This window comes from Microtetraspora sp. AC03309 (assembly GCF_020826795.1).
In the GTDB taxonomy this organism is placed as follows: domain Bacteria; phylum Actinomycetota; class Actinomycetes; order Streptosporangiales; family Streptosporangiaceae; genus Microtetraspora; species Microtetraspora glauca.
In genome coordinates this window covers 21,701-45,175 of record NZ_JADDIL010000079.1, presented here as the reverse complement: position 1 = coordinate 45,175, position 23,475 = coordinate 21,701, and the positions used below count along the sequence as shown (strand labels likewise).

24 protein-coding genes are annotated in these 23,475 nt (G+C 70.2%); 13 read left to right on the top strand and 11 right to left on the bottom strand.

Annotated features, from left to right (window positions below):
- The coding region (locus IMZ11_RS34740; protein WP_228646674.1) for a nitroreductase/quinone reductase family protein at positions 1-893 on the bottom strand (893 nt) is incomplete at its 3' end.
- Positions 894-1,082: 189 nt separating this feature from the next.
- Here IMZ11_RS34740 and IMZ11_RS34735 point away from each other — a divergent pair.
- Positions 1,083-1,460, top strand: a complete 378-nt coding sequence (locus tag IMZ11_RS34735) for a MarR family winged helix-turn-helix transcriptional regulator (protein ID WP_228646673.1) — start codon at positions 1,083-1,085, stop codon at positions 1,458-1,460.
- A gap of 31 nt (positions 1,461-1,491) precedes the next feature.
- Here the strand turns inward: IMZ11_RS34735 and IMZ11_RS34730 are convergent, their stop codons facing one another.
- Entirely contained in the window at positions 1,492-2,511 is a 1,020-nt protein-coding gene (locus IMZ11_RS34730) for a LacI family DNA-binding transcriptional regulator (protein ID WP_228646672.1), read from the bottom strand.
- Positions 2,512-3,049: 538 nt separating this feature from the next.
- On the opposite strand from IMZ11_RS34730, the gene IMZ11_RS34725 reads away from it, so the two are divergent.
- From IMZ11_RS34725 to manA, 8 genes are all read left to right on the top strand, one after another.
- Complete coding sequence (locus IMZ11_RS34725) at positions 3,050-4,807, top strand: ABC transporter substrate-binding protein (protein WP_228646671.1); 1,758 nt, start codon at positions 3,050-3,052, stop codon at positions 4,805-4,807.
- A gap of 58 nt (positions 4,808-4,865) precedes the next feature.
- On the top strand, positions 4,866-5,858 hold the full coding sequence (locus tag IMZ11_RS34720; RefSeq protein WP_061261609.1) for an ABC transporter permease: 993 nt from the start codon (positions 4,866-4,868) through the stop codon (positions 5,856-5,858).
- 50 nt (positions 5,859-5,908) lie between these two features.
- Positions 5,909-6,793: an ABC transporter permease gene (locus tag IMZ11_RS34715; protein ID WP_228646679.1), complete on the top strand. Its 885-nt coding sequence runs from the start codon at positions 5,909-5,911 to the stop codon at positions 6,791-6,793.
- A gap of 1 nt (position 6,794) precedes the next feature.
- Positions 6,795-7,739 carry an ABC transporter ATP-binding protein gene (locus IMZ11_RS34710; RefSeq protein ID WP_228646670.1) on the top strand — a complete coding sequence of 315 codons (945 nt, stop codon included), beginning with the start codon at positions 6,795-6,797 and terminating at the stop codon, positions 7,737-7,739.
- Complete coding sequence (locus IMZ11_RS34705) at positions 7,739-8,665, top strand: ABC transporter ATP-binding protein (RefSeq protein ID WP_228646678.1); 927 nt, start codon at positions 7,739-7,741, stop codon at positions 8,663-8,665. The genes IMZ11_RS34710 and IMZ11_RS34705 overlap by 1 nt, the downstream gene beginning before the upstream one ends.
- Positions 8,662-11,061, top strand: coding sequence for a glycoside hydrolase family 2 protein (locus IMZ11_RS34700; protein ID WP_228646669.1), 2,400 nt, complete (start codon positions 8,662-8,664; stop codon positions 11,059-11,061). Before IMZ11_RS34705 ends, IMZ11_RS34700 begins: the two co-directional genes overlap by 4 nt.
- Positions 11,058-12,071 (top strand): ROK family protein, encoded by a 1,014-nt coding sequence (locus IMZ11_RS34695; protein ID WP_228646668.1) that lies wholly within the window; start codon positions 11,058-11,060, stop codon positions 12,069-12,071. The genes IMZ11_RS34700 and IMZ11_RS34695 overlap by 4 nt, the downstream gene beginning before the upstream one ends.
- A gap of 257 nt (positions 12,072-12,328) precedes the next feature.
- Positions 12,329-13,429 carry a mannose-6-phosphate isomerase, class I gene (manA, locus tag IMZ11_RS34690; protein WP_228646667.1) on the top strand — a complete coding sequence of 367 codons (1,101 nt, stop codon included), beginning with the start codon at positions 12,329-12,331 and terminating at the stop codon, positions 13,427-13,429.
- Here the strand turns inward: manA and crcB (IMZ11_RS34685) are convergent.
- The 7 genes from crcB (IMZ11_RS34685) to metE all read right to left on the bottom strand — a co-directional run bounded on the left by crcB (IMZ11_RS34685) (position 13,424) and on the right by metE (position 18,846).
- Positions 13,424-13,783 (bottom strand): fluoride efflux transporter CrcB, encoded by a 360-nt coding sequence (gene crcB, locus IMZ11_RS34685; RefSeq protein WP_061261604.1) that lies wholly within the window; start codon positions 13,781-13,783, stop codon positions 13,424-13,426. The genes manA and crcB (IMZ11_RS34685) overlap by 6 nt on opposite strands.
- Entirely contained in the window at positions 13,780-14,118 is a 339-nt protein-coding gene (locus IMZ11_RS34680; protein ID WP_228646666.1) for a DUF190 domain-containing protein, read from the bottom strand. Before IMZ11_RS34680 ends, crcB (IMZ11_RS34685) begins: the two co-directional genes overlap by 4 nt.
- Positions 14,118-14,576 carry a fluoride efflux transporter CrcB gene (crcB, locus tag IMZ11_RS34675; protein WP_228646665.1) on the bottom strand — a complete coding sequence of 153 codons (459 nt, stop codon included), beginning with the start codon at positions 14,574-14,576 and terminating at the stop codon, positions 14,118-14,120. The genes IMZ11_RS34680 and crcB (IMZ11_RS34675) overlap by 1 nt, the downstream gene beginning before the upstream one ends.
- A 22-nt stretch (positions 14,577-14,598) precedes the next feature.
- Positions 14,599-15,156: a hypothetical protein gene (locus IMZ11_RS34670; RefSeq protein ID WP_228646664.1), complete on the bottom strand. Its 558-nt coding sequence runs from the start codon at positions 15,154-15,156 to the stop codon at positions 14,599-14,601.
- Between the two features lie 100 nt (positions 15,157-15,256).
- The gene (locus IMZ11_RS34665) at positions 15,257-15,862 is read right to left on the bottom strand and encodes a UTRA domain-containing protein (RefSeq protein ID WP_061261600.1); all 606 of its coding nucleotides are present in this window, start codon (positions 15,860-15,862) and stop codon (positions 15,257-15,259) included.
- Positions 15,863-16,017: 155 nt separating this feature from the next.
- Positions 16,018-16,371, bottom strand: coding sequence for a hypothetical protein (locus IMZ11_RS34660; RefSeq protein WP_228646663.1), 354 nt, complete (start codon positions 16,369-16,371; stop codon positions 16,018-16,020).
- A gap of 126 nt (positions 16,372-16,497) precedes the next feature.
- Complete coding sequence (gene metE / locus IMZ11_RS34655) at positions 16,498-18,846, bottom strand: 5-methyltetrahydropteroyltriglutamate--homocysteine S-methyltransferase (protein ID WP_228646662.1); 2,349 nt, start codon at positions 18,844-18,846, stop codon at positions 16,498-16,500.
- Positions 18,847-19,027: 181 nt separating this feature from the next.
- Here metE and IMZ11_RS34650 point away from each other — a divergent pair, with 181 nt between their 5' ends.
- Positions 19,028-19,927, top strand: a complete 900-nt coding sequence (locus IMZ11_RS34650; protein WP_228646661.1) for a LysR family transcriptional regulator — start codon at positions 19,028-19,030, stop codon at positions 19,925-19,927.
- Between the two features lie 12 nt (positions 19,928-19,939).
- Here IMZ11_RS34650 and IMZ11_RS34645 read toward each other — a convergent pair whose 3' ends face one another.
- Together IMZ11_RS34645 and IMZ11_RS34640 are read right to left on the bottom strand one after the other, a co-directional pair.
- Positions 19,940-20,377: a hypothetical protein gene (locus IMZ11_RS34645; protein ID WP_228646660.1), complete on the bottom strand. Its 438-nt coding sequence runs from the start codon at positions 20,375-20,377 to the stop codon at positions 19,940-19,942.
- A gap of 212 nt (positions 20,378-20,589) precedes the next feature.
- The gene (locus IMZ11_RS34640) at positions 20,590-21,090 is read right to left on the bottom strand and encodes a helix-turn-helix transcriptional regulator (RefSeq protein ID WP_228646658.1); all 501 of its coding nucleotides are present in this window, start codon (positions 21,088-21,090) and stop codon (positions 20,590-20,592) included.
- Between the two features lie 70 nt (positions 21,091-21,160).
- On the opposite strand from IMZ11_RS34640, the gene IMZ11_RS34635 reads away from it, so the two are divergent.
- From IMZ11_RS34635 to IMZ11_RS34625, 3 genes are all read left to right on the top strand, one after another.
- Entirely contained in the window at positions 21,161-21,346 is a 186-nt protein-coding gene (locus IMZ11_RS34635) for a hypothetical protein (protein ID WP_228646656.1), read from the top strand.
- 66 nt (positions 21,347-21,412) lie between these two features.
- Positions 21,413-22,231: a glycerophosphodiester phosphodiesterase family protein gene (locus IMZ11_RS34630; protein ID WP_228646654.1), complete on the top strand. Its 819-nt coding sequence runs from the start codon at positions 21,413-21,415 to the stop codon at positions 22,229-22,231.
- Between the two features lie 298 nt (positions 22,232-22,529).
- Positions 22,530-23,393 carry an SAM-dependent methyltransferase gene (locus IMZ11_RS34625; protein ID WP_228646652.1) on the top strand — a complete coding sequence of 288 codons (864 nt, stop codon included), beginning with the start codon at positions 22,530-22,532 and terminating at the stop codon, positions 23,391-23,393.
- The last annotated feature ends 82 nt before the right edge of the window (positions 23,394-23,475 follow it).

The window sequence follows — 23,475 nt, the reverse complement described above, 5'->3', positions numbered from 1 at the left end:
GTTTCAAGGGAGTCGGTTTCGAGGGGGTCGGTTTCGAGGGGGTCGGTTTCGAAGGGGTCGGTTTCGGGAGCGAGGCGGGCGAGAAGTGCCTGAAGATCGGTCACCGCCTGCGCTACCAGACGGTGCTCTCGGCGGAGCCGATCCAGCGCAGGGGCGAGTTCGGGGAACCGCTTCTCGAAGTCGGCGAAGGCACCGTCCTCGTTGGTGTGATGGCCGTGGAGCGCGTCGCAGAAGAGCAGGCAGTGCTGGGCCAGCTTCCGGTCCAGCTTCCGGTCCAGCCGCGGTCGCCGGGAGCCGGACGGCAGCGCCTTCTCGGTGAGGTGCTGATCAGCGAAGTAGTCGTCGACGTCCTTACGGATCGCGGCGAGTTCACCGCGCAACTCATCGTGTACGCGTACGAGGAACTGAGCGATCGCGTGGTTCCGCCGGCTCTGTTCCGCGCCCGCTGAGCGATCGACGCGGTGCAGTGCGATCACGGGGATGGTGCGCGAGGTTCCGGCCTGGTAGGCCGTGAACGCCGGGTCGAGTTCGCATTGGATTTGGTAGAGCCGGTCGCGTTCCTCACCCTCGATCGGCTCCGCTCGGGCGGCGTAGGTCTCGACCCGTCCGTCGACAGTGCCGATCTCGACGGTACAGAGGGGATCGGACCGCAGGTTGTGATACCAGTCGGGGTTCTTCGGGCGGCCCGCGTTGGAGCCGAAGACGAGGACCCGATCGCCGTCCCGCAAATAGACCGCGGGGTTCGTGTGGGGCCGGCCACTCCGAGCGCCGGTGGTGGTGAGGAGGATGAGTGGGGCGCCCTCGAACATGCCGGCGACCTTGCCGCCGTTCGCGCGGAACTCCGCGATGACCTGCTGGTTGAAGTCCGAGGGTGCCGGTTGCTGCTCTGTCATGGGATCGACCTCTCCGATAGCATCGGCCGAACAGGAGAGTTTGCTTTGCAAGCAAAACTTATTTGCATGCAAAGCTAATCGGGAGGGGTCACGATGTCAACCGGTGGCCGAGGGGACGGCGGATCCGGCCTGGGCGTCGATGATGCGATTCGCACATTGCTGCTGGTCATGCCGCGCATGGTGGGGCGAGTGAAGCGGATCCAGATTCCCGAGGAACTGCGATCGTTCTCTCTCGCGCCCCGGCACCTGTCCCTGCTCGCCTATCTGCTCTTCGACGGCCCGATGGGCGTGAACGAACTGGCCGCCCGGCTCGAGGTCGCTCCGACGACCGTGAGCCTCATGGTCAGCGAGCTGAGCCGTAAGGGCATCCTGGAGCGGCGGGAGGACGACGCCGACCGGCGCAGAAAGATCGTGAGCATCGCCGACGAGCACCGCGCCGCGATCGACGGCTGGCTGGGGCAGGGCGCCACCGCCTGGCGGAAGGCACTCGAACCTCTCACTGCCGACCAGCGGCAGATGTTCATCGACACCCTGGCCGTCTACGAACGGGAGATCGCCGGGGAATGACCGTCGTCGTTGCCGCCGTCCGGGGAAGGCGTCAGGATTCGGGCGGCGGGGCGGTGCTGCCGCGCGGGGTGAGACGGGCGGCCTGGTCTTCGAGCGGGCCGGTCTCCGTGCCGTCGATCAGGGCGAGCAGCCGCTGTGCGGCGTGCGCGCCGTACGCGGGGATGTCACGGGTGAGGGCGGTCAGCGGAGGGCGGACCACCTGGGAGAGCGGGGAGTCGTCCCAGGCCACGATGGACAGGTCGGAGGGGACGTTGAGCCGCATCTCCTGGGCGACGGACAGGCCGGCCACCGCCATGATGTCGTTGTCGTAGACGATCGCGGTCGGACGTCGGGAAGAGCTGAGCAGCCTGCGGGTGGCCCTCGCGCCCTCCTCGCCGGTGTAGTCAGTGTGCACGGTCACGGACTCGGTGATCCCGATCTCGGCGCACACATCCTCGAAGGCCCGGTCGCGGATGACGGTGTGCACCAGCCGCGGCAGCCCGGCGACGCGCGAGACGCGCCGGTGGCCGAGCGCGGCGAGGTACTCCACCGTCTCGCGTATGGCGGCGCCGTCGTCCGACCAGACGGGCACCAGCGAACCGGCGGAGGAGGGGTGCCCGATCACGACAACCGGCATGCCCAGGGCCTGCATCTCCGGGACGCGGGGGTCGTCCACGTGGAGGTCGATGAGGATGGCGCCGTCGACCCGGCCCTCTCCCCACCAGCGCCGGTAGACGGCCATCTCGGTCTCGTGGTCACGGACGACCTGCAGCATCAGGGCGCATGAGTGGTTGGCCAGCTCGCTCTCGATGCCGCTGATCAGTTCCATGAAGAACGGCTCCATGCCGAGGAAGCGCGCGGGCCGGCACAGGGCGAGGCCCACCGCCTCGGCGCGGGCGCCGTTCAACGCGCGGGCGGCGCTGTTCGGCTGCCAGCCGATCTCGTCGGCGATCGCCAGGATGCGCGCCCTGGTCGTCTCGGACACGCCGGGCTGGCCGTTGAGCGCGTAGGAGACCGCCCCTTTGGAAACCCCGGCCTGCCGCGCGATGTCGGCGATAGTCGGTCTTCTCACGTGGCCCCTTGGTTAACCGGTCTAGTGCCAGCACTTTACTACATGAGGCGGATGTCTCGGAGATGTCACACCTACGCTCGGCGCTATTGACACCGTAGACACACCGAATTTACGGTCTCGGTACTTATCCGGTTCAGCGTCGGGCGTTGGCGGCGGGAAGGCGTGGTGCCGACCGACGAAAACGTCATGTGACGCCGTCTGACCGTGCCCTGATGGGCGGGCTTCGCCGTTCGGAAGGGGCATGAGGGAGTGTTCGTGGATCTCTGCCGAAGCGAGGATCGGCCGAATGGACGCCTCGCGAGGCGGAGAAGGAGGTCGGAGCGGAGTCACCGGCCGGCTTTTCCGCACCCCGCGGAAGCCCCGAGCCCGCGAGGAGTGCTCGTGGGTGGGGGACGACGCCGCGAGGCGCCGTCCCGGGCGGCCGCGGTAGGGCGAGAAGATCCACGAAGCACGACCTAGACCGGTTCATGTCGACCATCGGGGCTTCAGCTGTTTCGGACCTCCACGCGGCGATCCGCGAGGGGGAAGGAGAATCACGATGCGAAACCGAGTGCGGATCCTGATCCCGCTCCTCGCGGCCGGCCTGGTCGCCGCGTGCTCCGGTGGCGGCGGAGCGGGCACACCTGCCACCCAGGCGCCGAAGGCCGCGGACGGCGCCGCGCCTCCGGCGGCCGGCGGATCGTTCCCCCGTAACGAGACCCTCTACACGAGCGGCACCCAGTGGGGGCCTCCGGCGAACTGGAACCCGCTGCGGGAGTGGGACTTCGCCACCGGCACCAAGGGCCTCGTCTACGAGACCCTCTTCCTGTACGACCCGGACGCCGACAAGTTCACGCCGTGGCTCGCGGAGAGTGGCGAGTGGACGGGTGACAAGGAGTACACGCTCAAGCTGAGGCAAGGCGTGACCTGGTCCGACGGCAAGCCGCTCACCGCGGACGACGTGGTCTTCACCTTCGAGCTCGGCAAGATGGAGACGGTTCCGTACCACCCGGTGTGGACGTGGTTGCGGAGCGCGGAGGCCGTCGACGCCCAGACGGTGAAGTTCACCTTCACCAAGGCCAACCACCAGCAGTGGGCGAACAACCTGTACAGCAGGGCGATCGTGCCGAAGCACCTCTGGGAGGGCCGCTCCGAGGACGAGGTGATGAACGGCAGCAACGAGCGGCCGGTCGGCACCGGGCCGTACGCCTACCAGTCCCACGACCAGGACCGCATGGTGTGGGTCAAGCGGGACGGCTGGTGGGCGACGAAGGCCCTGAGTAAGGACGTCAAGCCCAAGTACATCGTGGACATCGTCAACTCCAGCAACGAGGTCGCGATGGGGCTGCTGCTCCAGAAGGGCCTCGACCTGAGCACCAACTTCCTGCCGGGCATCGCGAACCTGGTCAAGGGCAACTTCGGGATCAAGACCTACTATCCCGAGCCGCCGTACATGATGTCGGCGAACACGGCGTGGCTGGTGCTCAACACCAAGAAGAAGCCGATGGACGACGCGGAGTTCCGCAAGGCGGTGGCCTTCTCCGTCGACACGAAGAAGATCGTCGAGAACGTGTACGGCAACCTGGTCAAGGCGTCGAACCCGACCGGCCTGCTGCCCCAGTGGGACAAGTACGTCGACCAGAGCGTGGTGAGCCAGCTCGGCTTCTCGTACGACCCGGCCAAGGCCAAGAAGCTGCTCGCGGACGCCGGATACAAGGACACCGACGGTGACGGGTTCGTCGAGACGCCGAGCGGCGGCAAGATCTCGCTGAAGCTGATCGTCCCGGCCGGGTGGACCGACTGGATGGAGGCGATCCGCGTCATCAGCGCCGGCGCGAAGGCGGTCGGGATCAACGTCGAGCCGGACTTCCCCGACTACAACGCGCTCGTGGACGCCCGTAACTCCGGCAAGTTCGACATGGTTCTCAACAACGAGAAGCAGCTCGCGAACACGCCCTGGCTGTACTACGACTACCTGTTCCGCACGCCGGTGCAGAAGCTGCAGACCACGGTCAACTTCGGCCGGTACGAGAACGCGAAGGCGTGGGAGCTCGCCCAGCAGCTCGACGGCGTCAAGCCGGATGACGTCGAGGGGATGAAGAAGGTCACCTCCGAGCTGCAGAAGATCCAGCTCCAGGACATGCCGGTGATCCCGCTCTGGTACAACGGCCTCTGGTCGCAGACCAGCGACGCGGTGTGGAAGAACTGGCCGTCCAGCGCGCCCGGCGCGCCGAAGTACGCGCCGACCGTGTGGCGCAACTGGCTGGAGATGGGCGGCGTCCTGATGCTGACCGAACTCCAGCCGGTGGCGGGCTGACCGTTCGCGCCCCCTTCCCCGCGGGAGGGGGCGCTCACTTCGCGACCGGGAGGTCAGTTTGTGGCGATATTTCGGCAGGAAGCTGCTCATTTACGGTCTCACGTTCTTCGTGGCCGTCACGATCAACTGGATGATCCCGAGGTTCATGCCGGGTGACCCCGTGCAGAGCATGCTCTCCCGGGCGAACATCGCGCAGCCGGAGGCCGTCGAGGCCATGCGCGCGCACTACACGAACCTGTTCGGATTCGACCTGCCCCTGTGGAAGCAGTACGCCAACTTCTGGGCGGCCCTGCTCCAGGGCGACCTGGGCATCAGCATCTGGGTGTTCCCCACGCCGGTCACCGACGTCATCGTCCGGGCCGTGCCGTACACGCTGGGGCTGCTGGTCCCGGCCATCCTGCTCAGCTGGGTCGCGGGCAACCGGTTCGGCGCGTTCGCTGCCCGCAGGAAATGGCTGGACAACACCGCGCTGCCCGTCGGCTACGTGCTGACCGCGACCCCCTACATGTGGCTGGCGATCCTGCTCGCCTGGGGGCTGGGCATCGTCGCCGGCGTCCTGCCGGTCGCCGGGGCGTACAGCTTCGCGATGGAGCCGTCGTGGTCGTGGGAGTTCCTCGGGAGCCTCGTCGAGCACTGGCTGCTGCCGTTCGCCTCGCTGTTCCTGGTCGCCTTCGGCGGGTGGGCGATCGGCATGCGCAACATGATCATCTACGAGCTGGAGGCGGACTACGTCCACTACCTCCAGTCGCTCGGCGCGTCCCGGCGGCTGGTACGGCGGTACGCCTTCAGGAACGCGATCCTGCCGCAGATCACCGGGCTCGCCCTGCAACTCGGCGTGCTGGTGGCCGGGGCGCTGGTGACCGAGATCGTCTTCTCCTATCCGGGCCTCGGGCACCTGATCCTCAAGGCCATTCAGAACCAGGACTTCTTCCTGCTCCAGGGGACCTTCCTCTTCATCGTCATCGGCGTGCTGATCGCTAACTTCGTCATCGACGTCGCGTACGTCGTGGTCGATCCGCGTACCAGGATCGGGATGGGAGAAGCCGCGTGACCGCCGAGCCCCCTGAGTCCGTGGCCGAGTCCGCCGCCGGGTCCGCCGCGGTGACGGCCGCCGGGTCCGCCGCCGTGGCGACCGTCCGGGCCCCGCGCCGCGAGGCGCTGTACTTCGCGCTGCGCAACGGCAAGCTGGTCGCCGGACTGGTCGTCGTCCTGGTGTTCCTGTTGACCGCGCTGCTCGTGCCGCTGACCATCGACTACGGCCCGAACGACTACGTCGGGCCCGCGGCGTCCGCGCCGTCGGGGGAGTACTGGTTCGGCACCACGACCTTCGGCCAGGACGTCTTCGCCCAGTTCGCGTACGGCCTGCGCGCCACGTTCCTGGTCGGGCTCCTCGGCGGGGGCCTGGCCGCCGTCATCGGGATGGCGGTGGGGTTCACCGCCGGATACCGGGGCGGGCTGGTCGACGAGATCCTCAACATGATCACCAATATCGTCCTGGTGCTGCCCGCGCTGGTCGTCCTCCTGATCGTCAACGCGTACCTGGGGGTGCGGAGCGTCGGGGTGCAGGCGCTGTTCATCGGGCTGACGTCGTGGCCGTGGGCGGCGCGGGCGATCCGGGCGCAGACGTTCTCGCTGCGCTCGCGTGACTTCGTGGACCTGGCCAGGCTCAGCGGCGTGCGCACCCCGAAGATCATCGTCAGGGAGATCGCGCCGAACATGAGCTCCTACCTGTTCATGACGTTCATCCTGCTTTTCGGCGGGTCGATCCTGATCGCGGCCTCGCTGGACTTCATCGGGCTCGGCCCGACCCAGGGCGTCTCCCTCGGGTTGATGCTCAACAACGCGGCCCGGTGGAGCGCCCTGCATCTCGGCATGTGGTGGTGGTTCATCCCGCCGGGAGCCGGGATCACGGCCATCGTCGGCGCGCTCTACGTCATGAACGTCGGGCTGGACGAGGTCTTCAACCCCAAGCTGAGGGAGATGTGACGTGTCCCTGAGGGTCACCGACCTCCGGGTCCACTACCGGACGCTGCGCGGCGAGGTGAGGGCGCTCGACGGCGTCTCGTTCACGGTCGCCGACGGCGAGATCATGGGCCTGGCCGGCGAGTCCGGGTCGGGCAAGTCCACGCTCGGCAAGAGCCTGATCCGCCTGGACGGCCGGATGCGCCACGTGGGCGGCACGGTCGAGCTGGACGGCGTCGAACTGCCCGTCGGCGACTCGGCGGCCATGGACCGGTTCCGCTTCAGCGAGGTGTCGGTCATCCCGCAGTACTCCATGAGCGCGCTGAACCCCACCAGGAAGATCGGCAAGATGGTCGCCGAGCTGCTGGCGTCCCGGGGCGAGCGGCTGGACCCGGCCGAGCTGGAACGCCGTCTGGAGCTGGTGGGACTGTCCCGCGACGTGCTCGGCCGCTACCCGATCGAGCTGTCCGGCGGGATGAAGCAGCGGGTGGTCATGGTCGTCTCCACGCTGCTGAACCCCTCGCTGCTCATCGCCGACGAGGTCACCTCCGCGCTGGACGTGTCCAGCCAGAAGGCGGTGGCCCGGACGCTCCTCGGCCTGCGCGACAGGGACCTGGTGACCAGCATGATCGTCGTCACGCACGACATCTCGCTCGTGTACCAGATCGCCGACACGATCATGGTGATGTACGCGGGGCGGCTGGCCGAGAAGGCCCCCGCCGACGTGATCGTCACCGAGCCCCGGCACCCGTACACCCGGCTGCTGATCTCCTCGCTGCCCGAGGTCGGCGTACGGCAGGCGGACAAACGGCTCAGCGGCATCCCGGGCAGCCCGCCGTCCCTGCTCGACCCTCCGGAGGGCTGCCGGTTCCGCGACCGCTGCCCGCTCGCGTTCGACCGGTGCGCGGAGCAGCCGCCGTTCGCCGAGGTCGCGCCGGGTCACTCCGTCGCCTGCTGGAAGGCCGCGTGATGCTGCGACTCGACGGTGTCTCCAAGATCTACCGGGTCGGCGCCTTCGGCGGCCGCGAGCTGCGCGCGGTCTCCGGCGTCAGCTTCGACGTCAACCCCGGCGAGGTGGTGTCCCTCATCGGCGAGAGCGGCAGCGGCAAGAGCACGCTGGGCCGCATGGTGCTGCGCCTCACCCCCGCCAGCGAGGGGACGATCACCTTCGACGGGACGGACGTCTCGGCCATCCGGTCGCGCAAGGCGTACTACCGGCAGGTCCAGGGCGTCTTCCAGGACCCGTTCAGCTGCTACAACCCGGTCTTCAAAGCCGACCGCGTGTTCGCGATGATCAAGCAGGAGTACTTCCCCGAGATGGGCCGGGCGGAGTGGAGCGACCGGGTGGAGTCCTCGCTCGACGGTGTGCGGCTCGACCCTGGCCAGGTGCTCGGCAAGTATCCCCACCAGCTCAGCGGCGGCCAGCTCCAGCGCATGCTGATCGCCCGCGCGCTGATGCTCGACATCCGCCTGCTGGTCGCCGACGAGATCATCAGCATGCTCGACGCGTCCACCCGCATCGACGTGCTCAACCTGCTCGGCGACCTGCGGGCGCGCGGGCTGGGCATCCTTTTCGTCACCCACGACCTGTCGCTCGGCAACTACGTCAGCGACCGGACCGTGGTGCTGCGCCGGGGGAGGATCGCCGAGATGGGCCCGACCGACCGCGTCTTCGGCAATCCGCTGCACCCCTACACGCGGACGTTGCTTGACTCCGTCCCCCGGCTGCACACCAAATGGGCGGACGAGGAGCCGGCCGCCGGACAGACCCCCTGCCCGTTCCACGACCGCGCCCCGGACACCCCGGTGCGTTCGGATCTGGCCGAGGCGGAGAAGGAGCACTACGTGGCATGCGCCGGATCCGGCGCGTGTCCCGCCGCGAAGGAGACAGCGTGAGCTCGTACCACCCGCTGCACGACGGCTGGACCGTCACCGCCGTGTCCTCCACCGGGCAGCACCGGCCGGTGGTGGCCGGAGTCCCGGCGGCCGTTCCCGGCTGCGTCCACACCGACCTGCTCGCCGCGGGCATCATCGACGACCCCTATCTCGATGACAACGAGGACCGGCTGACCTGGGTGGGCCGTACCGACTGGGCCTACGAGACCACCTTCACCTGGGCGGGGACCGCCGACGAGCGGGCCGACCTGGTGTGCGAGGGCCTGGACACGGTCGCCACGATCGTGCTGAACGGCATCCAGGTGGGGACCACCGCCAACATGCACCGGTCGTACCGCTTCTCCGTCCGGCACCTGCTGCGCGAGGGCGAGAACACGCTGAAGGTGCTCTTCGAGGCCCCGTACGGCTACGCGGAGGAGCAGCGCGCCGCACTCGGGAACCGGCCGGGCGCGTACACCGAGCCGTACCAGTTCATCAGGAAGATGGCCTGCAACTTCGGCTGGGACTGGGGGCCCACACTGGTGACCGCCGGGATCTGGCGGCCGATCGGCATCCACACCTGGAGCACCGCCCGGCTGGCCGAAGTCCGCCCTCTCGTCACGCTCGACGGCCCCGACGGGCAGGTGGACGTCCACGTCACCGTGGACCGCGCCGCGCAGGTCCCGCTCACCGTGACCGCGGGCGTGGCCGGCGTCACCGAGTCCGTACGGCTCGCGCCGGGTGAGAGGACCGCGGTCGTCACCCTGGCCGTGCCGGAGCCCGAGCTGTGGTGGCCGCGCGGGTACGGCGGGCAGCCGCTCTACCCGCTGACCGTCCAGCTCGGCGACGGCGACGACGTCTGGACGAAGGAGATCGGCTTCAGGTCGGTCGCCCTGGACCGGTCGGACGACGCCTTCACCCTCGTCGTCAACGGCACACCGGTGTTCGTCAAGGGCTTCAACTGGATCCCCGACGACTGCTTTCCCAGCCGGATCACCAGGGAACGGCTCGCGGAGCGGTTCGGCCAGGCGATCGGCGCGGGCGCGAACACCCTGCGCGTCTGGGGCGGCGGCATGTACGAGAGGGAGGACTTCTACGCCCTCGCCGACGATCTCGGGCTGCTGGTCTGGCAGGACTTCCCGTTCGCCTGCGCGGCCTATCCCGAGGAGGAGCCGTTCACCCAGGAGGTGGAGGCCGAGGCGCGCCAGCATGTGGCCCGCCTGGCCGGACATCCCAGCCTGGCCATCTGGTGCGGCAACAACGAGAACATCGAGGGCCACGCCGACTGGGGATGGCAGGACTCGCTCGACGGTCGCAGCTGGGGCGCCGGTTTCTACTACGACCTGCTGCCGAAGATCGTGGCCGAGCTCGACCCGACCCGACCGTACTGGCCGGGCAGCCCCTATTCCGGCGCCCCCGACCTGCCGCCGAACGACCCGGCGAAGGGGACCGTACACATCTGGACCGTGTGGAACTCCCACGACTACACCCACTACGCGGCCTACACGCCGCGGTTCGTGGCCGAGTTCGGTTTCCAGGGCCCTCCGGCGTACGCGACCCTGCGGCGGGCGGTGCGCGACGACCCGCTGACGCCGGTCTCGCCGGGAGTCAAGCACCACCAGAAGGCGATCGACGGCAACGAGAAGCTGCTGCGTGGCCTCGGCGCCCACCTGCCCCTGCCGGAGGGCTTCGACGACTGGCACTACTACACCCAGCTCAACCAGGCCAGGGCGATGGCCTTCGGCGTCGAACGGTTCCGCGCGCTCGCGCCGTACTGCATGGGCACGATCGTCTGGCAGCTCAACGACTGCTGGCCGGTCACCTCGTGGGCGGCCGTGGACGGCGACGCGCGGCGCAAGCCCCTCTGGTACGCGATGCGCCGGGCGTACGCCGACCGGCTGCTCACGTTCCAGGACTCCTCGGTCGCCGTGGTCAACGACACCGGAGAGGAATGGACCGGCGAGCTGGAGGTCGTCCGCCGGTCCCTCGGCGGGGAGATCCTCGCCAAGGAGCGCCACCTGGTCGCGGTTCCGCCGCGCGGGGTGACCACGTGGGAGCCGCCCGCCGTGCTCACCCGGCCGGGCGGTCCGGGAGAGGTGCTGGTCGCGACGCTGGACGGGGCCCGCGCGCTGCGGTTCTTCGAGGAGGATCCCGCTGTCGGCTATCCGGTGGCCGAGTACGACACGGCGGTCGAGGAGGTCAAGGGCGGTCTGCGGGTCAGCGTCACCGCGCGTACCGTCGTGCGCGAGCTGGCGATCTTCCCGGACCGGCTCGACCCCCGGGCGACCGTGGACGACCAGCTCGTCACGCTGCTCCCGGGTGAGACCGCGGTGTTCCAGATCTCCGGGAGCGATCTGGACCGCGACGCGCTCACCCGCCATCCGGTGCTGCGCTGCGTCAACGAGGCCCGGCCGTGACGGCTTCGGGGCGGGTCGTCCTCGCGCTCGACATCGGCGGGACCAAGTTCGCCGCGGCGCTGGTCCGCGAGGACGGGTCCATGTCCGCGCGGGCCGAGATACCGGTAGGGCCGGACCCGGCGGCCACACTGGACGAGGTCGTCCGGCTCGTCGCCGTCCCCGGTCTGGCGGGCGTGGGCATCGGCTCCGCCGGGCCGCTGGACGCCGTCGCGGGCACGGTCAGCCCGGTCAACATCCCGCTCTGGCGTGATTTTCCCCTGGTCGAAGCCGTCGGCGAGCTGGTGCCGGGAGTGCCGGTCCGGCTCGCGGGCGACGCGCAGTGCATGGCGCTCGGGGAGTGGTGGCGCGGGCGGCCGGGGCGTGAGCCGTACCGGAACCTGCTGGGCATCGTGGTGTCCACAGGCGTGGGCGGCGGCCTGGTCATCGACGGTGTTCCGTACCTGGGGCCGACGGGGAACGCCGGGCACATCGGCCACATCACCGTCGACAGGGGCGGCGAGCCGTGCCCCTGTGGCGGGACGGGGTGCGTGGAGACCTTCGCCAGCGGGCCGAGCATGGTCCGCTGGGCCCTGGCTCGCGGCTGGATCCCGGACGGCCTCGCTCCCGACGCTCAGGCCGCCGCCGGCGCCCCCGGCGCTCCTGGCGCTCAGGCCGCCGCCGACGCTCCGGATCCCGCGGACGCGCGAGACACCCTCGTTGCCGGGGCACCCGATGCCAGGCTGCTCGCGCGGGACGCGGCGCGCGGGAACCCGATCGCTCGGCTGGCCTTCCAACGGGCGGCGGACGCGCTCGGCACGGCGATACTCAGCGCGGCGGCCCTCTTCGATCTTGACAACGTTGTCATCGGGGGCGGGGTGTCCGCGGCCGGGCCCACGCTGCTCGACCCCGTGCGGCAGGCGATCGCGAGGGAGGCCGGGCTCGGCTTCCTGCGCCGCCTGCGTGTCGCGCCGACCACACTCGCCAGGGACGCCGGCCTGTACGGCGCCGCCGCCCTGGCGCTCCCGCCGTGACGGTGCCGCCGTGACAGTGCCGCCGTGACAGTGCCGCCGTGACAGTGCCGCCGTGACAGTGCCGCCGTGACGCTGCCCGTGCCGCCGTCCCGTGTACGCCGTGAAACGTGGGATCTCTCGGTAGCATGGGCCGTCCACGACGGTGCGGATCGACCTGACGAGCGAGGAATGCGCATGGGGTTCAACCCGGGTTCATTCGTCGTTGAGCGTGTCCGGGCAGAGTGAGCCCGGCCTCCCCCACCACCGAGGAAGTCGAGATGGATCTGCTGACCAACCCGATCAAGCCCTATGACTGGGGTTCCCGTACCGCCATCGCGGGGCTGACCGGGAGGACCGCGTCGGGTCCCGAGGCCGAGATGTGGTTCGGCGCCCACCCTTCCGGCCCGTCGCGGCTCACGCGGGACGGGACCGAGATGACCCTCGTCGAGACGATCAGCGCCGACCCGGTGTCCGAGCTGGGACGGCCGTCGGTCGAGCGGTTCGGCGAACGCCTGCCGTACCTGCTGAAGCTGATCGCGGTGGACCGCCCGCTCTCCGTCCAGGTGCACCCCACCGCGGAGCAGGCGGCCGAGGGCTACGCCAGGGGAGATCGGAACTACAGCGACCCCTGGCCGAAGCCGGAGCTGATCTGCGCGCTCACGCCGTTCTCCGCGCTCGCCGGCCTGCGCACCCCCGAGCAGGCCGCGATGCTCGTCGAGCGGCTCGGCGTGGCGGCGTTGAAGCCCGTCGTCGCGCGGCTGGCCGACGGTGACATGCTCGGCGGGTTACGCGTGCTGCTCGACCTGCCCTGCTCCCGGGCGGACCTGGTCCAGTCGATCGTCTGGGCCGCCTCGGCCGTCCACCAGCCGGACTACGAGCTGATCAAGCGGCTGTCGCGGCTGTTCCCCGAGGACCCCCTCGTCTTGGCGCCGCTGCTGATGCGCCGGCACGAGCTCGAACCCGGCCAGGCGATGTACCTCGGGGCGGGCGTGCTGCACTGTTACCTCTCCGGGTTCGGCGTCGAGATCATGGGCAGCTCCGACAACGTCCTGCGCGCCGGGCTGACCGGCAAGCCGATCGACGTGGACGAGTTGCTGCGGATCACCGACGCGTCCGCCGTGCCGCTGCCCGTCGAGCCGGACGATGACGCCTACGTGCCGCCGTGTCCCGAGTTCCTGCTCCGCAGGATCACGCCGGGTGACGGCCGCACGCTCCCCGGCTCCCTGCCGAGGATCCTGCTCTGCACCGACGGCGTGGTGCGGGCAGGAGACGAGGTGAAGCTGCGTCCAGGGGACTCGGCGTACGTCCCCGCGTCCGAGGGGCCGGTCACCATCTCCGGCGAGGGCACCGTCTTCTGCGCGGAACCCCAGATCTCATAGCAGATGTACGGCCAGGCCGTACCCGGCGAACGCGGCCAGGATCCCGGCCAGCAGGCTGCCGACGGCGTTCAGGGCCGCTTCCGCGAACGACCCCTCCTCCAGCAGTCGTACGGTCTCGAACCCCAGCGTGCTGAACGTGGTCAGCGCGCCGCAGAAGCCGGTCGCGGCCAGGGTCATGATCACGCCGCCGGGCTGGGCTCCGACGATGAACCCGAGGACGAACGAGCCGGCGATGTTGACCGCGAACGTCCCCCAGGGGAACACGGTGTCGTGCCACCGCTGGACCATCCGGTCGATCAGATATCGGGTCGGGGCGCCCACCGCGCCGCCGAGAAAGATCAGCAGAAGGGTCACGCCCGGCGCCCGACGTATCGGTAGACCTCGACCGGCTCCACGGTGACCAGGCCTTCGGTGACCAGCTCGTCCAGCTCCGAGACGAAATCGGTGATCCGTTCCTCGGTGTCCACGATGACGATCGCGAGCGGCAGGTCCTCGCCCATGGAGAGCAGCCTGCTCGTGTGGATGAGCGACGACGCGCCGAACCCCTCGATGCCCCGGAACACGCTCGCCCCGGCCAGGCCCTTCCGGTGCGCGCGGTGCACGATCTCGGTGTAGAGCGGCCGGTGGTGGTACTGGTCGGTCTCGCCGATGTAGATCGTCAACCGGCAGGCCTCGCCGTGCAGTCTCATCACGCCTCCTCCCGGGCGTTCCGCCGTACCGGGAGGCGGGTGGCGAGACGGGCGATCGTCATGCCGCACCAGACCGCGGCCAGCCCGGCGGCGAGGCTGGCCGCCGCGTAGGTCACCGCCGTCGCCGCGGACAGCCGCGTGATCTCGACCATGACGGTGGAGAAGGTGGTGTACCCGCCGAGGAAGCCCACGCCGAGGAACGGCCGGACGTACCGGCGCGGCGGCCACACCTGGAGCACGAACACCATCAGCACGCCCAGCACGAAGCAACCGGTCACGTTGACGACCAGCGTCCCCCACGGGAAGCCGCTCGCTCCGGCCGGTATCGCGGAGCCGACGAGGTAGCGCGCGATGCTGCCCAGCCCCCCGCCGACCGCGATCACGCCCAGCACGCCGAATGTGCGCGATCGTGCTCTGGCGGGCCGTGCGCGGAACACGTCGGCCTCGTGCGGCGTCATGGCTCCGATGGTATCGACCGGGTCAGGTCATGGCCCGCGCCCGGCGGCGGGCCAGGCGGTACGCGAGACGCCGGGTCAGACGCTGGGCGAGCTGCCCGTGGGCGACGACGAGCGCGCCGAAGGCGACGGCGAGCGCGGCGAGCAGCGGCAGCCGCCCGTCGTCGGCGAGGAGAATCGCCTGGGCGTCCGCGAAGCCGGTCCGTGCCGCGGCCCACCCCGTGACCGCCGCCGTCACCCACCGGCCCGCCCGCTGTACGGCCGGGCACGCGAGCGCGGTCGCGGCGGCAGGTACGGCAAGCACGGCGAAGACGAGGAGGATCCCGGCCGTCCCGGCGAGCGAGAGCCCGCTCTCGGTGCCGATGGCGAGCGCGATGGCCCGCATGAGCAGGCGGGCGACGGCACCTGCCGACAAGCCCGCACACAGCGCGCCGACCAGTGCGGCGGCAACCGCCGCCCCCGCTGCCACCCGGACCGCGATGCCCGCTGCCGTGCCCGCTGCTGTGTCCGCTGTTGTGCCCGCTGCCGTTCCTGTCGCCCCTTGGAGCGTTCCGGCCTCGCGGCCGCGTGGTTCCTGCTCCATGTCCCGCCTCCACGCCCCGCGTCCACATCGTCCGACGAAAGGCTTTATAGGAGGGGGCGACCCCGCGCGGCAACGCCGAAAGGGAACCGGCATCGGCTCGTTACCGACAGCGCTTGGGCCACGGCGCCAGCCGGGTCGTGGAGACGATCTCCGCCCGGTCGCCGGGAAGGACGCACTCGGCCACCTCGACCACGCGTCCCATGGTGTCGATCGACGTCTTGCGCAGCACCAGCACGGGAACGCCGACGGCCACGTCGAGGATCTCGGTCTCCTCCGACCGCGGGAGCCGGACGGTGACCTCGTCCACGACGCGGTCGATCTCGATGCCGATCGTGGAGAGCTGGTGTGGCGTCCCGCCCGGCCAGGGCTCGTTCTCCGGCGAGAGGAGAGCGGGATTGGCGGCCACCATGTCGTACACGAGCCAGGATCTGACCAGGCTCAGCGGCGCGCTCTCGCCGCGGGCCCAGGTCCGGTACGAGCGGCACAACATCCGCGTGCCCTCGGGCACGCCGAACCACCGAGCCAGCTCGGCACCCGCCGGGGCCGAGCCGAACTCCGTGGAGAACTCCAGCTCTTCACGGGGCAGCCCGGTGTCCCGTTCGGCCGCGCCGGCCCGGCGACGCTCGTCCTCCGGCAGGAGCGCGCGGTCCTTCTCCCACTGGTAGCGGTCCGTCGTCCGCCGGAGCCGCCGGCGACTTGCGGTCACACGGGTTCCCTTCCCCGTGAGAGCGTTCTACGCCCGGCGCCCTGCCGGGGGCCTGTGGCGCCCGGGCTTACGGGGGCTGGCTTGCGATGTCCGGGCGTGCGCCGCCTGGGCTGTGGCGCCCGGGCCCGCGGTGTCCGGACCGACGTCGCCGGGGCCTACGGCACCGTCAACGCGGAGATGATCTTATCGATGGTCTTCTGGCCGGGCTTCTGCTTGGCCAGGTTCTTGCGCAGCGAGCTGAGCTTGGTGTCGTCCGCGGCGTAGGGCCGGTTTTCCATCACTTCCTTCGCCCACCGGTCGGGGTTGGACACCCCGGCAGCCTGGAGCGCCGCGGTGATCTCGTTCTCGGCCGCGTTGTTCGCCGAGACCTTGCCGGTCTTGCCGTTCGTCGCCGCGGCAGGAGAGGCCGCCGTGTCCGACGCCCCGTCGGAGGAGCTCCCGCCGCAGGCGACGAGCGACGCCGAGGCCGCGATCGACACCAGGGCCAACGTCAGCTTGGCTGATCTCACTGTGTCCGTCCTTCATGTTCGTGGTCATGCACCTGAAGGCTGGGGGGACACGCCTTTTCTGGATCTCTGCCGACCATGAATATCAGCTCGGAAACGCCGGACCCGGACCTTAACCTCGGTGTCTGGTCATTCCACGGTCAGGGGACGACATTGGTGATCTCCCCGCAGATGGTGCGCGGCCTTGACGACGTTCGAGAGCGCCGCCTCGACCTCCTCATATGTGCGGGTCTTCAGTCCGCAGTCGGGATTGACCCAGACCCGATCCGCGGGCAGCACCCGCAGCGCCGCCCGTAGCGACTCCTCGATCTCGGCGGTCTCCGGTACGCGGGGCGAGTGGATGTCGTACACGCCAGGTCCGAGCCCGCGCTCGAAGCCGCCGACCACGGGCTCGCGCAGCAGCCGCGCGTGCGACCTGGCCGACTCGACGCTGGTCACGTCGGCGTCGAGGGCGTCGACCGCCGCGATGATCTGGTCGGCGTCGGAATAGCACAGGTGTGTGTGGATCTGCGTCCTGTCGCCCGCGCCCGACGTCGCCCGCCGGTACGCGTCCACCGCCCACGCCAGGTAGGCGTCCTGCGAGGCGCGGCGCGGCGGCAGCAGCTCGCGCAGTGCGGGCTCGTCCACCTGGATGATGGCGACGCCCGCGTCCTCCAGATCCCGCACCTCGTCGCGTACGGCGTCCGCCACCTGGAAGACGACGTCGCGCAACGGGAGGTCGTCGCGGACGAACGACCACGCGACGATGGTGACCGGCCCGGTGAGCATGCCCTTGACCGGCCGGTCCGTCAGCGATCCGGCGTACCGGGCCCACCGTACGGTGATCGGTTCCGGGCGCCGGACGTCGCCGTGCAGGATCGGCGGCCGGGTGCAGCGGGAGCCGTACGACTGCACCCAGCCGTGGCGGGTGACCGCGAAGCCGTCGAGGTGCTCGGCGAAGTACTGGACCATGTCGTTGCGCTCGGGTTCGCCGTGTACGAGCACGTCCAGGCCGAGCCGTTCCTGGAGCGCGATGACCCGCGCGATCTCGGCCCGGACCAGGGACTCGTAGCCGTCCTCGTCCAGCCGTCCGGCCCCCAGCGCGGCGCGGGCCTCCCGGAGCTCGCTGGTCTGCGGGAACGAGCCGATGGTCGTGACGGGCAGCACCGGCAGGCGCAGGTGTTCCGCCTGCGCCGCCGCTCGCACCGCGTACGGGCTGCGGCCCTCGCGCGAGGCCGGTACAGAGGAGGCCGGTTCAGAGGAGGCCGGCACAGAGGAGGCCGGCACGGGGGAGGAGGGAGCTGGTTCGCCGCCGGAAAGCGGCGGTGGCGTGGGCGGCTCCGCACCCGGGCGCGAGGCCGGGCTCACCGGCAGGGGCAGGGGCAGGGCCGGGCTCGCGGCGAGCAGGGCGGCCAGCTCGACCACCTCGGCGACCTTCTGCTCGGCGAACGCCATCCGGTGCCGCAGCGCCGGATCGAGGTCCGTCTCCCGCTCGACGTCGTACGGCACGTGCAGGAGGGAGCAGGAGGTGCTCACGACGACCCGCGCGGTGCGCTCCCGCACGGCCAGGAGGGCGGACAGCGCCCTGTCGGGGCGGGTGCGCCAGACGTCGCGGCCGGACACCACACCGGCGACGACGGTCTTGCCCGAGAGGTCGGCGTTCTCCGGGATCCTGCCGCGGACCAGGTCCAGCCCGATCGCCTCGACCGGCGTGTCGGCGAGGGCCGGGAGCGCGTCGCCCGGATCCCCGAAGTACGACGCGACGAGCAGCGCCGGCCTGGAGGTCAGCGCGCCGAGCCGCCGGTAGGCGGTCCGGACGGCGGCGAGCTCCTCCTCCGTGCGGTCCGCCACGAGCGCGGGCTCGTCGAACTGCACCCAGCCGACGCCTTCGGCGGCGAGCGCCTCCAGCAGCCGCTCGTACGCGGGCAGCAGGTCGGGCAGCCGGTCCAGCGGGGCGAACCCGGACGGCCCGCCCGGCGCCGGTTGCGACAGCAGCAGGAACGTCACCGGGCCGAGCAGCACGGGACGCGTGTCGATGCCCAGCGTGCGGGCCTCCCGTACCTCGGCGAGGGGTTTGTCGCCGGCCAGCCGGAACGCGGTGTCGATCCCGATCTCCGGCACGATGTAGTGATAGTTCGTGTCGAACCACTTGGTCATGCGTAGCGGGGCGAGACCGTCGGCGCCACGGGCCATCGCGAAGTACGCGTCCTCCGGGGACCGGTCCCGGTAGCGCTCGGGCACCGCGTCGAACAGCACGGCCGTGTCGAGCACGTGGTCGTAGTACGAGAACGTGTTGGACGGCACCGCGCCCAGGCCGAGCGCGCCGAGCCGTCGCCAGGTCTCCTCCCGTAGGCGGGCGCCGGTGGCCTCCAGTTCCTCCCAGGCGCCGTGGCCGCTCCAGTACGACTCGAGCGCGCGTTTCAGCTCGCGATGGGGCCCGATTCTCGGATATCCGAGGACCGTGGAGGCGGGAAAGGGCGACGGGCGCACAGCGGCCATGACGACTCCGTGGTGGGGACCGCTCGTGAGCGGCCGGGCGGATCAGACCAGCGCATCGTGCCCGCGTTCCGGACCCGCGCAGCCGATCCATCACCGCCGCTTATGGACAAGCGTCGCGGAAAGCGGGGATGCGCACCGTAGATCTATCAACAGCACTTATAGAGGCCGGTGATACTGGAGCGTGGAACCCAGTCCGCCGGTACGCGACATCCGCTGCTTCGCGCTCGTCGCGCGTCATCGCAGCTTCTCCCGCGCTGCGGCGGAGATGGGCATGTCGCAGCCGGCGATGAGTCAGGCCATCGGCCGTCTCGAACGCGCGCTGCGGCTCCGGCTGTTCGAGCGGACCAGCCGTGAGGTACGGCTGTCGCAGGCCGGCGCGGCCCTCCTTCCGCAGGCCGAGGCGCTGCTGGCGACGGCGGACTCCTTCGCGGCCGAGGCGGCCCGGCTGGCGGAGGCCGCGCGACCGGTCATCCGGCTGGCCTACGCGCCGGTCGTCGGGGCACTCGCGGCGCGGGTCGCCCGGCGGTTGTCCCGGCGCAGGCCGGCGATCGGCGTCGAGCTCCGGGCCGCCGGGTGGAACGCCGCCACCGCCGCCCTGACCGAGGGTGACGTGTCGGCCGCCATCCTCAGCGCGCCGTTCCCGCTGGGGCTGACGACCGCGGCCCGATTCCACGTGCCGGTCGGACACCTGGCGGTGCCGGCGGGCGACCCGCTCGCCACCCTGACGAGGATCGGGCCGGAACGGCTCGCGGGGCATCGGATCATCGTGCCGCGTAACCGCCCGCCGGGCGGCATGTGGGCGCGGTTGGCCGGCCGGCTGCGAGGGCCGCACCAGCTGCACGCCGTGGCGGACGAGATCGACGACTTCACGGCGGTGCTGGACCTCGTCGCGGCCGGCATCGGGCTGTTGCCCGTGCCTCATCTGGTCGTCAGCTCGATCCGCCGCCATGATGTGCGGTTCGTGCCGTTCGGCGCCGGTGACCTGCGCATGACGTACGGTCTCGCCTGGCGTCCCGAGCGGGTGTCCGGCGAGTTGATGGCCCTCGCCCAGACCGTTCAGGAGTCCCTGTGGACCAGGTAGCGGGCCGGCCGTTCAGGGAAGCGGGAGCTCCAGTGTGATGGTCATGCTTCCCGTCCCCGCCAGATCGGTGGAATAGACCCCGCGCCGCGCCTTGACCTGGGTGCGCAGCACGCTCATGCCGGCGTCGTCGCCGGAGGCGTTCCTGTGAGCGGTGCCCTTGCCGGGGGGATCCGTACGGCCTTCGCAGGAGACCGTCAGCCGCAGCGTTTTCCCCGTGGTCATCGCCACCGACACCTCCCGCGCGCCCTCCACGCGGGCCAGCGCGTCCACCAGGACCCGGTAGGCGAGCCGGGCGAGTTCGTCCGGCACCTCCTTCGTCGGCAGTGCCCACACCTCGACGGGAACGGCCACGCGCTCCGCCCACCCGGCCAGGAGGGATTCCACCGCCTGCCCGAGGTCGCGTCCGCTGACGTCGCCTGCCGACGCGGACACATCGAAGATCGAGGTCATGTCGTTCCCCTTCATGAGCACACCGCTGTGGGTCGGCACGGGTCGCGTGCCTGGGCCATCACCGCCCCCGTGGTCCGGTATGCCGGAAGTAGGCGATTACGCCGAATCTTAATGATCTCGCCTGTGTGGTCCCGTTCCATAGGGCTCGGTGTCCTGCTCTACCGGGACACATTGTCAGAACCGCCGCATGGCATGAGAACGGGGCGGGGAGCTCATGACTCGATGGGGAACGCCACCACCGTGGCTCCGAGGTGCACCGTGTCGGGAGTGCGCGGGGCCTGCGCCGCGTCGTGCAGGTCGAACAGCGCGTTGATCATCCGCTCGCGGACGTCGTCCCACACCTCGGCCCGTACCCAGAGCTCCGCGTCGGCGGTCACGCCGGACCGCGCGGGGTCCCTGCGCGCGGCGCGCTCGCGCAGGGTCTGCACGAGCGTCTCGACGATCAGCGGGAACTCGTCGCGCTGGTCGGTGAGCGGCATTCCCCGCACCGCGCGGTAGCGGCGTTCCCGGCCCCCGCGCCGGGACCGGATCTCGACGAGTTCGGCCAGCCCCGCGGTGCGCAGGCGTCGCAGGTGCTGGCTGGAGAGGGCGTGCGAGATCTCCAGCTCGCGGGCGAGTTCGGCGGCGGACATGGGGGCGGCCCAGAGCAGCGACAGCATGCGCAGCCGTACCGGATGCGCCAGCGCCTTGAGCCGGGGATCCGCTTCTGCCATGCCGGTCAGTAAACACCACACCGATGCCCACGCATTGACGTGGGGATTGGTCGAACGGATCACGGGATCCGTGGCGGTGACATCGGTGCTCGGGCAGCGCGGCGCGGCCCTGTTCGCCGTGGCCGGCTACCAGATGATTCTGCTGGTCGCGGCGGCGCCGGGCGTCATCTCGGTCCTTTACGGCCTGGCCCGGCCGGTGGCGCACCGGACGCGCCAGGCGGGCCGATCCGCCCTGAGTCCGGTCTGTTCGCCTTGATCATTCATAGGTCCGCCAATAGCCTGCCGTGCGGATTCGGCGGACGACCTCCGATTGGCGGAACACATGAAGACGACGATGACGATGGGCCTGTCGGTGACGGCGGCAGCCCTCACCGCGGGCGCATTGGTGAACGTGTCGCCCGCTGCCGCCTCCGGCGCGCGTACCGCGGAGGCCGCCCTGCCGTCCTGCCCGCAGGTCTTCGGACACGGCGGCTACCCCGAGGGCGCGAACGGCTGGGCGAAGGACCAGGTGCGCCAGCCCAACAACTATCGCGCCGTCGATGCCCAGAAGGCATGGGGAGCCGACGGTGTCGAGGCAGACGTCCAGCTCACCCGGCAGGGGACCAAGGCGGTGATGTGGCACAACACCTCCACCAACGGCCTGACCGGCGGCAAGCAGAACATCACCGACATCTGGTGGGCGGCGGGCACGGGAAACCTGAAGGGCCGCCGCATCACGCGTGGTCCGTACAAGGGCGAGCGGGTCTACTCGCTCCGGGAGTGGCTGGACCACGTGAGATCCCAGGGCCTGATCGCCCTGCTGGAGATCAAGCCGGAGACGAGGAGCATCCTCGGCGATCCCGCGTACGCGGCGAAGGCGTGGAAGGAGATCTCGGACCCGATCAAGGAGCGGCAGGGCTCGCAGCGGATCCTGGTCTACTCGCAGGACTCCTGGATCCAGGGGGAGCTGGCGAAGCGCCATCCCGGGCTCATCAAGGGATCCGCCGCCAGGTGGACCGACAGCGTGGCCTGGAACGAGCCGGTCCCCGCCTGGAGCGGCAACGTGGCCCAGTGGCAGGCCGTACTCAAGCAGGCCCCGCGTAGCGTGATGACGAACTACACCAAGGACTATCGGGCCTGGCTGAAGGGCAAGTGCCGGTGATCGCACGCCGGGGCCGCGCCCGACCGGCCCCGGGTGGATGTGAAACGGTGCGCCGGGTGCCCTGGGTGACCGGCCGTGCTGATTCGCCCACGCGTCGCGCCTCGCGATAGACACATCATTCGTCGCCATTATTGGACATTTGGGGATAAGGGTTCTATTTCCTGCTTAATGCCGTACAGGTGGCGCGGTTTTCTGGGAGTTATCTATAAAAGACGCCAGAAAATATGACATCTCGACATAACAGGCTAATAGGATCTCCGTTGATCGGTCAGCGCGCGATCGAGCGGGAGGAATGACTGTGTCCGAAGATTGGGACTCGGCCGAAGACGGGCAGGAGCGGGCGCCGAACGGCATCGAGATCGGCAAGCCGAGTGTCGCGCGGGTCTATGACTTCATGCTGGGCGGCAAGGACAACTTCGCGTCCGACCGCAAGGTGGCCGAGTTGGCCCTCCAGATCGCACCGGACGCCCCTGAGGCGGCGCGGGCCAACCGCGAGTTCCTGCGCCGGGTCGTGCACCACCTGGCCGCCGAGGCCGGGATCCGGCAGTTCGTCGACATCGGCTCCGGCCTTCCCACCCAGGGAAACGTCCACGAGATCGCGCACGCGGTGGACCGAGGGGCGCGGGTGGTCTATGTGGACAACGACCCGATCGTCCTGGTGCACGGCCGCGCGCTGCTGGCCAAGAACGACACCACGACGGTCATCCAGGCCGACATCAGGCGCCCCCAAGAGATCGTGGACCACCCGGACCTGCGGCGGCTCATCGATCCTTCCCAGCCCGTCGCCCTGCTTCTGTTCGGGATCCTGCACCACCTGAACGACGACGAGGACCCCGAGAGCATCGCCGCTCTGCTCAGGGACGCCCTGCCTCCGGGCAGCTTCGTCGCGATCTCGCACTTCCACAACCCCGGGGCGGCCCGGCCCGAGGTCGCCGAGCAGGCCGCCGCGGCCGAGAAGTTGTTCAACGAGAACCTCGGCACCGGCCGCTGGCGCACACACGACGAGATCCGCGCCTACTTCGGGGACTTCGAGATGCTCGACCCCGGCCTGGTACCGCTCGCCGAGTGGCGGCCCGGCCCCGACGACCACGCCGAGCAGGGGATCACTTACTACACCTTCGTGGGAGGCGTCGCCAGGAAGCCGGACGCCGATCCGGCGTAGGGAACCCGGGGAACGCGCGGGAAACCCGGCATACCGCACCTGCCCGAGACCGGTCGCACCAGGGATTGCTTCCGGGATCTCC

Bases quoted from the DNA above. Each gene is read 5' to 3' on its own strand.
- IMZ11_RS34725 (WP_228646671.1), top strand. From the start codon at position 3,050: ATGCGAAACCGAGTGCGGATCCTGATCCCGCTCCTCGCGGCCGGCCTG.
- IMZ11_RS34705 (WP_228646678.1), top strand. From the start codon at position 7,739: ATGCTGCGACTCGACGGTGTCTCCAAGATCTACCGGGTCGGCGCCTTC.
- manA (WP_228646667.1), top strand. From the start codon at position 12,329: ATGGATCTGCTGACCAACCCGATCAAGCCCTATGACTGGGGTTCCCGT.
- IMZ11_RS34680 (WP_228646666.1), bottom strand. From the start codon at position 14,118: ATGAGACTGCACGGCGAGGCCTGCCGGTTGACGATCTACATCGGCGAG.
- crcB (WP_228646665.1), bottom strand. From the start codon at position 14,576: ATGACGCCGCACGAGGCCGACGTGTTCCGCGCACGGCCCGCCAGAGCA.
- IMZ11_RS34670 (WP_228646664.1), bottom strand. From the start codon at position 15,156: ATGGAGCAGGAACCACGCGGCCGCGAGGCCGGAACGCTCCAAGGGGCG.
- metE (WP_228646662.1), bottom strand. From the start codon at position 18,846: ATGGCCGCTGTGCGCCCGTCGCCCTTTCCCGCCTCCACGGTCCTCGGA.
- IMZ11_RS34645 (WP_228646660.1), bottom strand. From the start codon at position 20,377: ATGACCTCGATCTTCGATGTGTCCGCGTCGGCAGGCGACGTCAGCGGA.
- IMZ11_RS34640 (WP_228646658.1), bottom strand. From the start codon at position 21,090: ATGGCAGAAGCGGATCCCCGGCTCAAGGCGCTGGCGCATCCGGTACGG.
- IMZ11_RS34630 (WP_228646654.1), top strand. From the start codon at position 21,413: ATGAAGACGACGATGACGATGGGCCTGTCGGTGACGGCGGCAGCCCTC.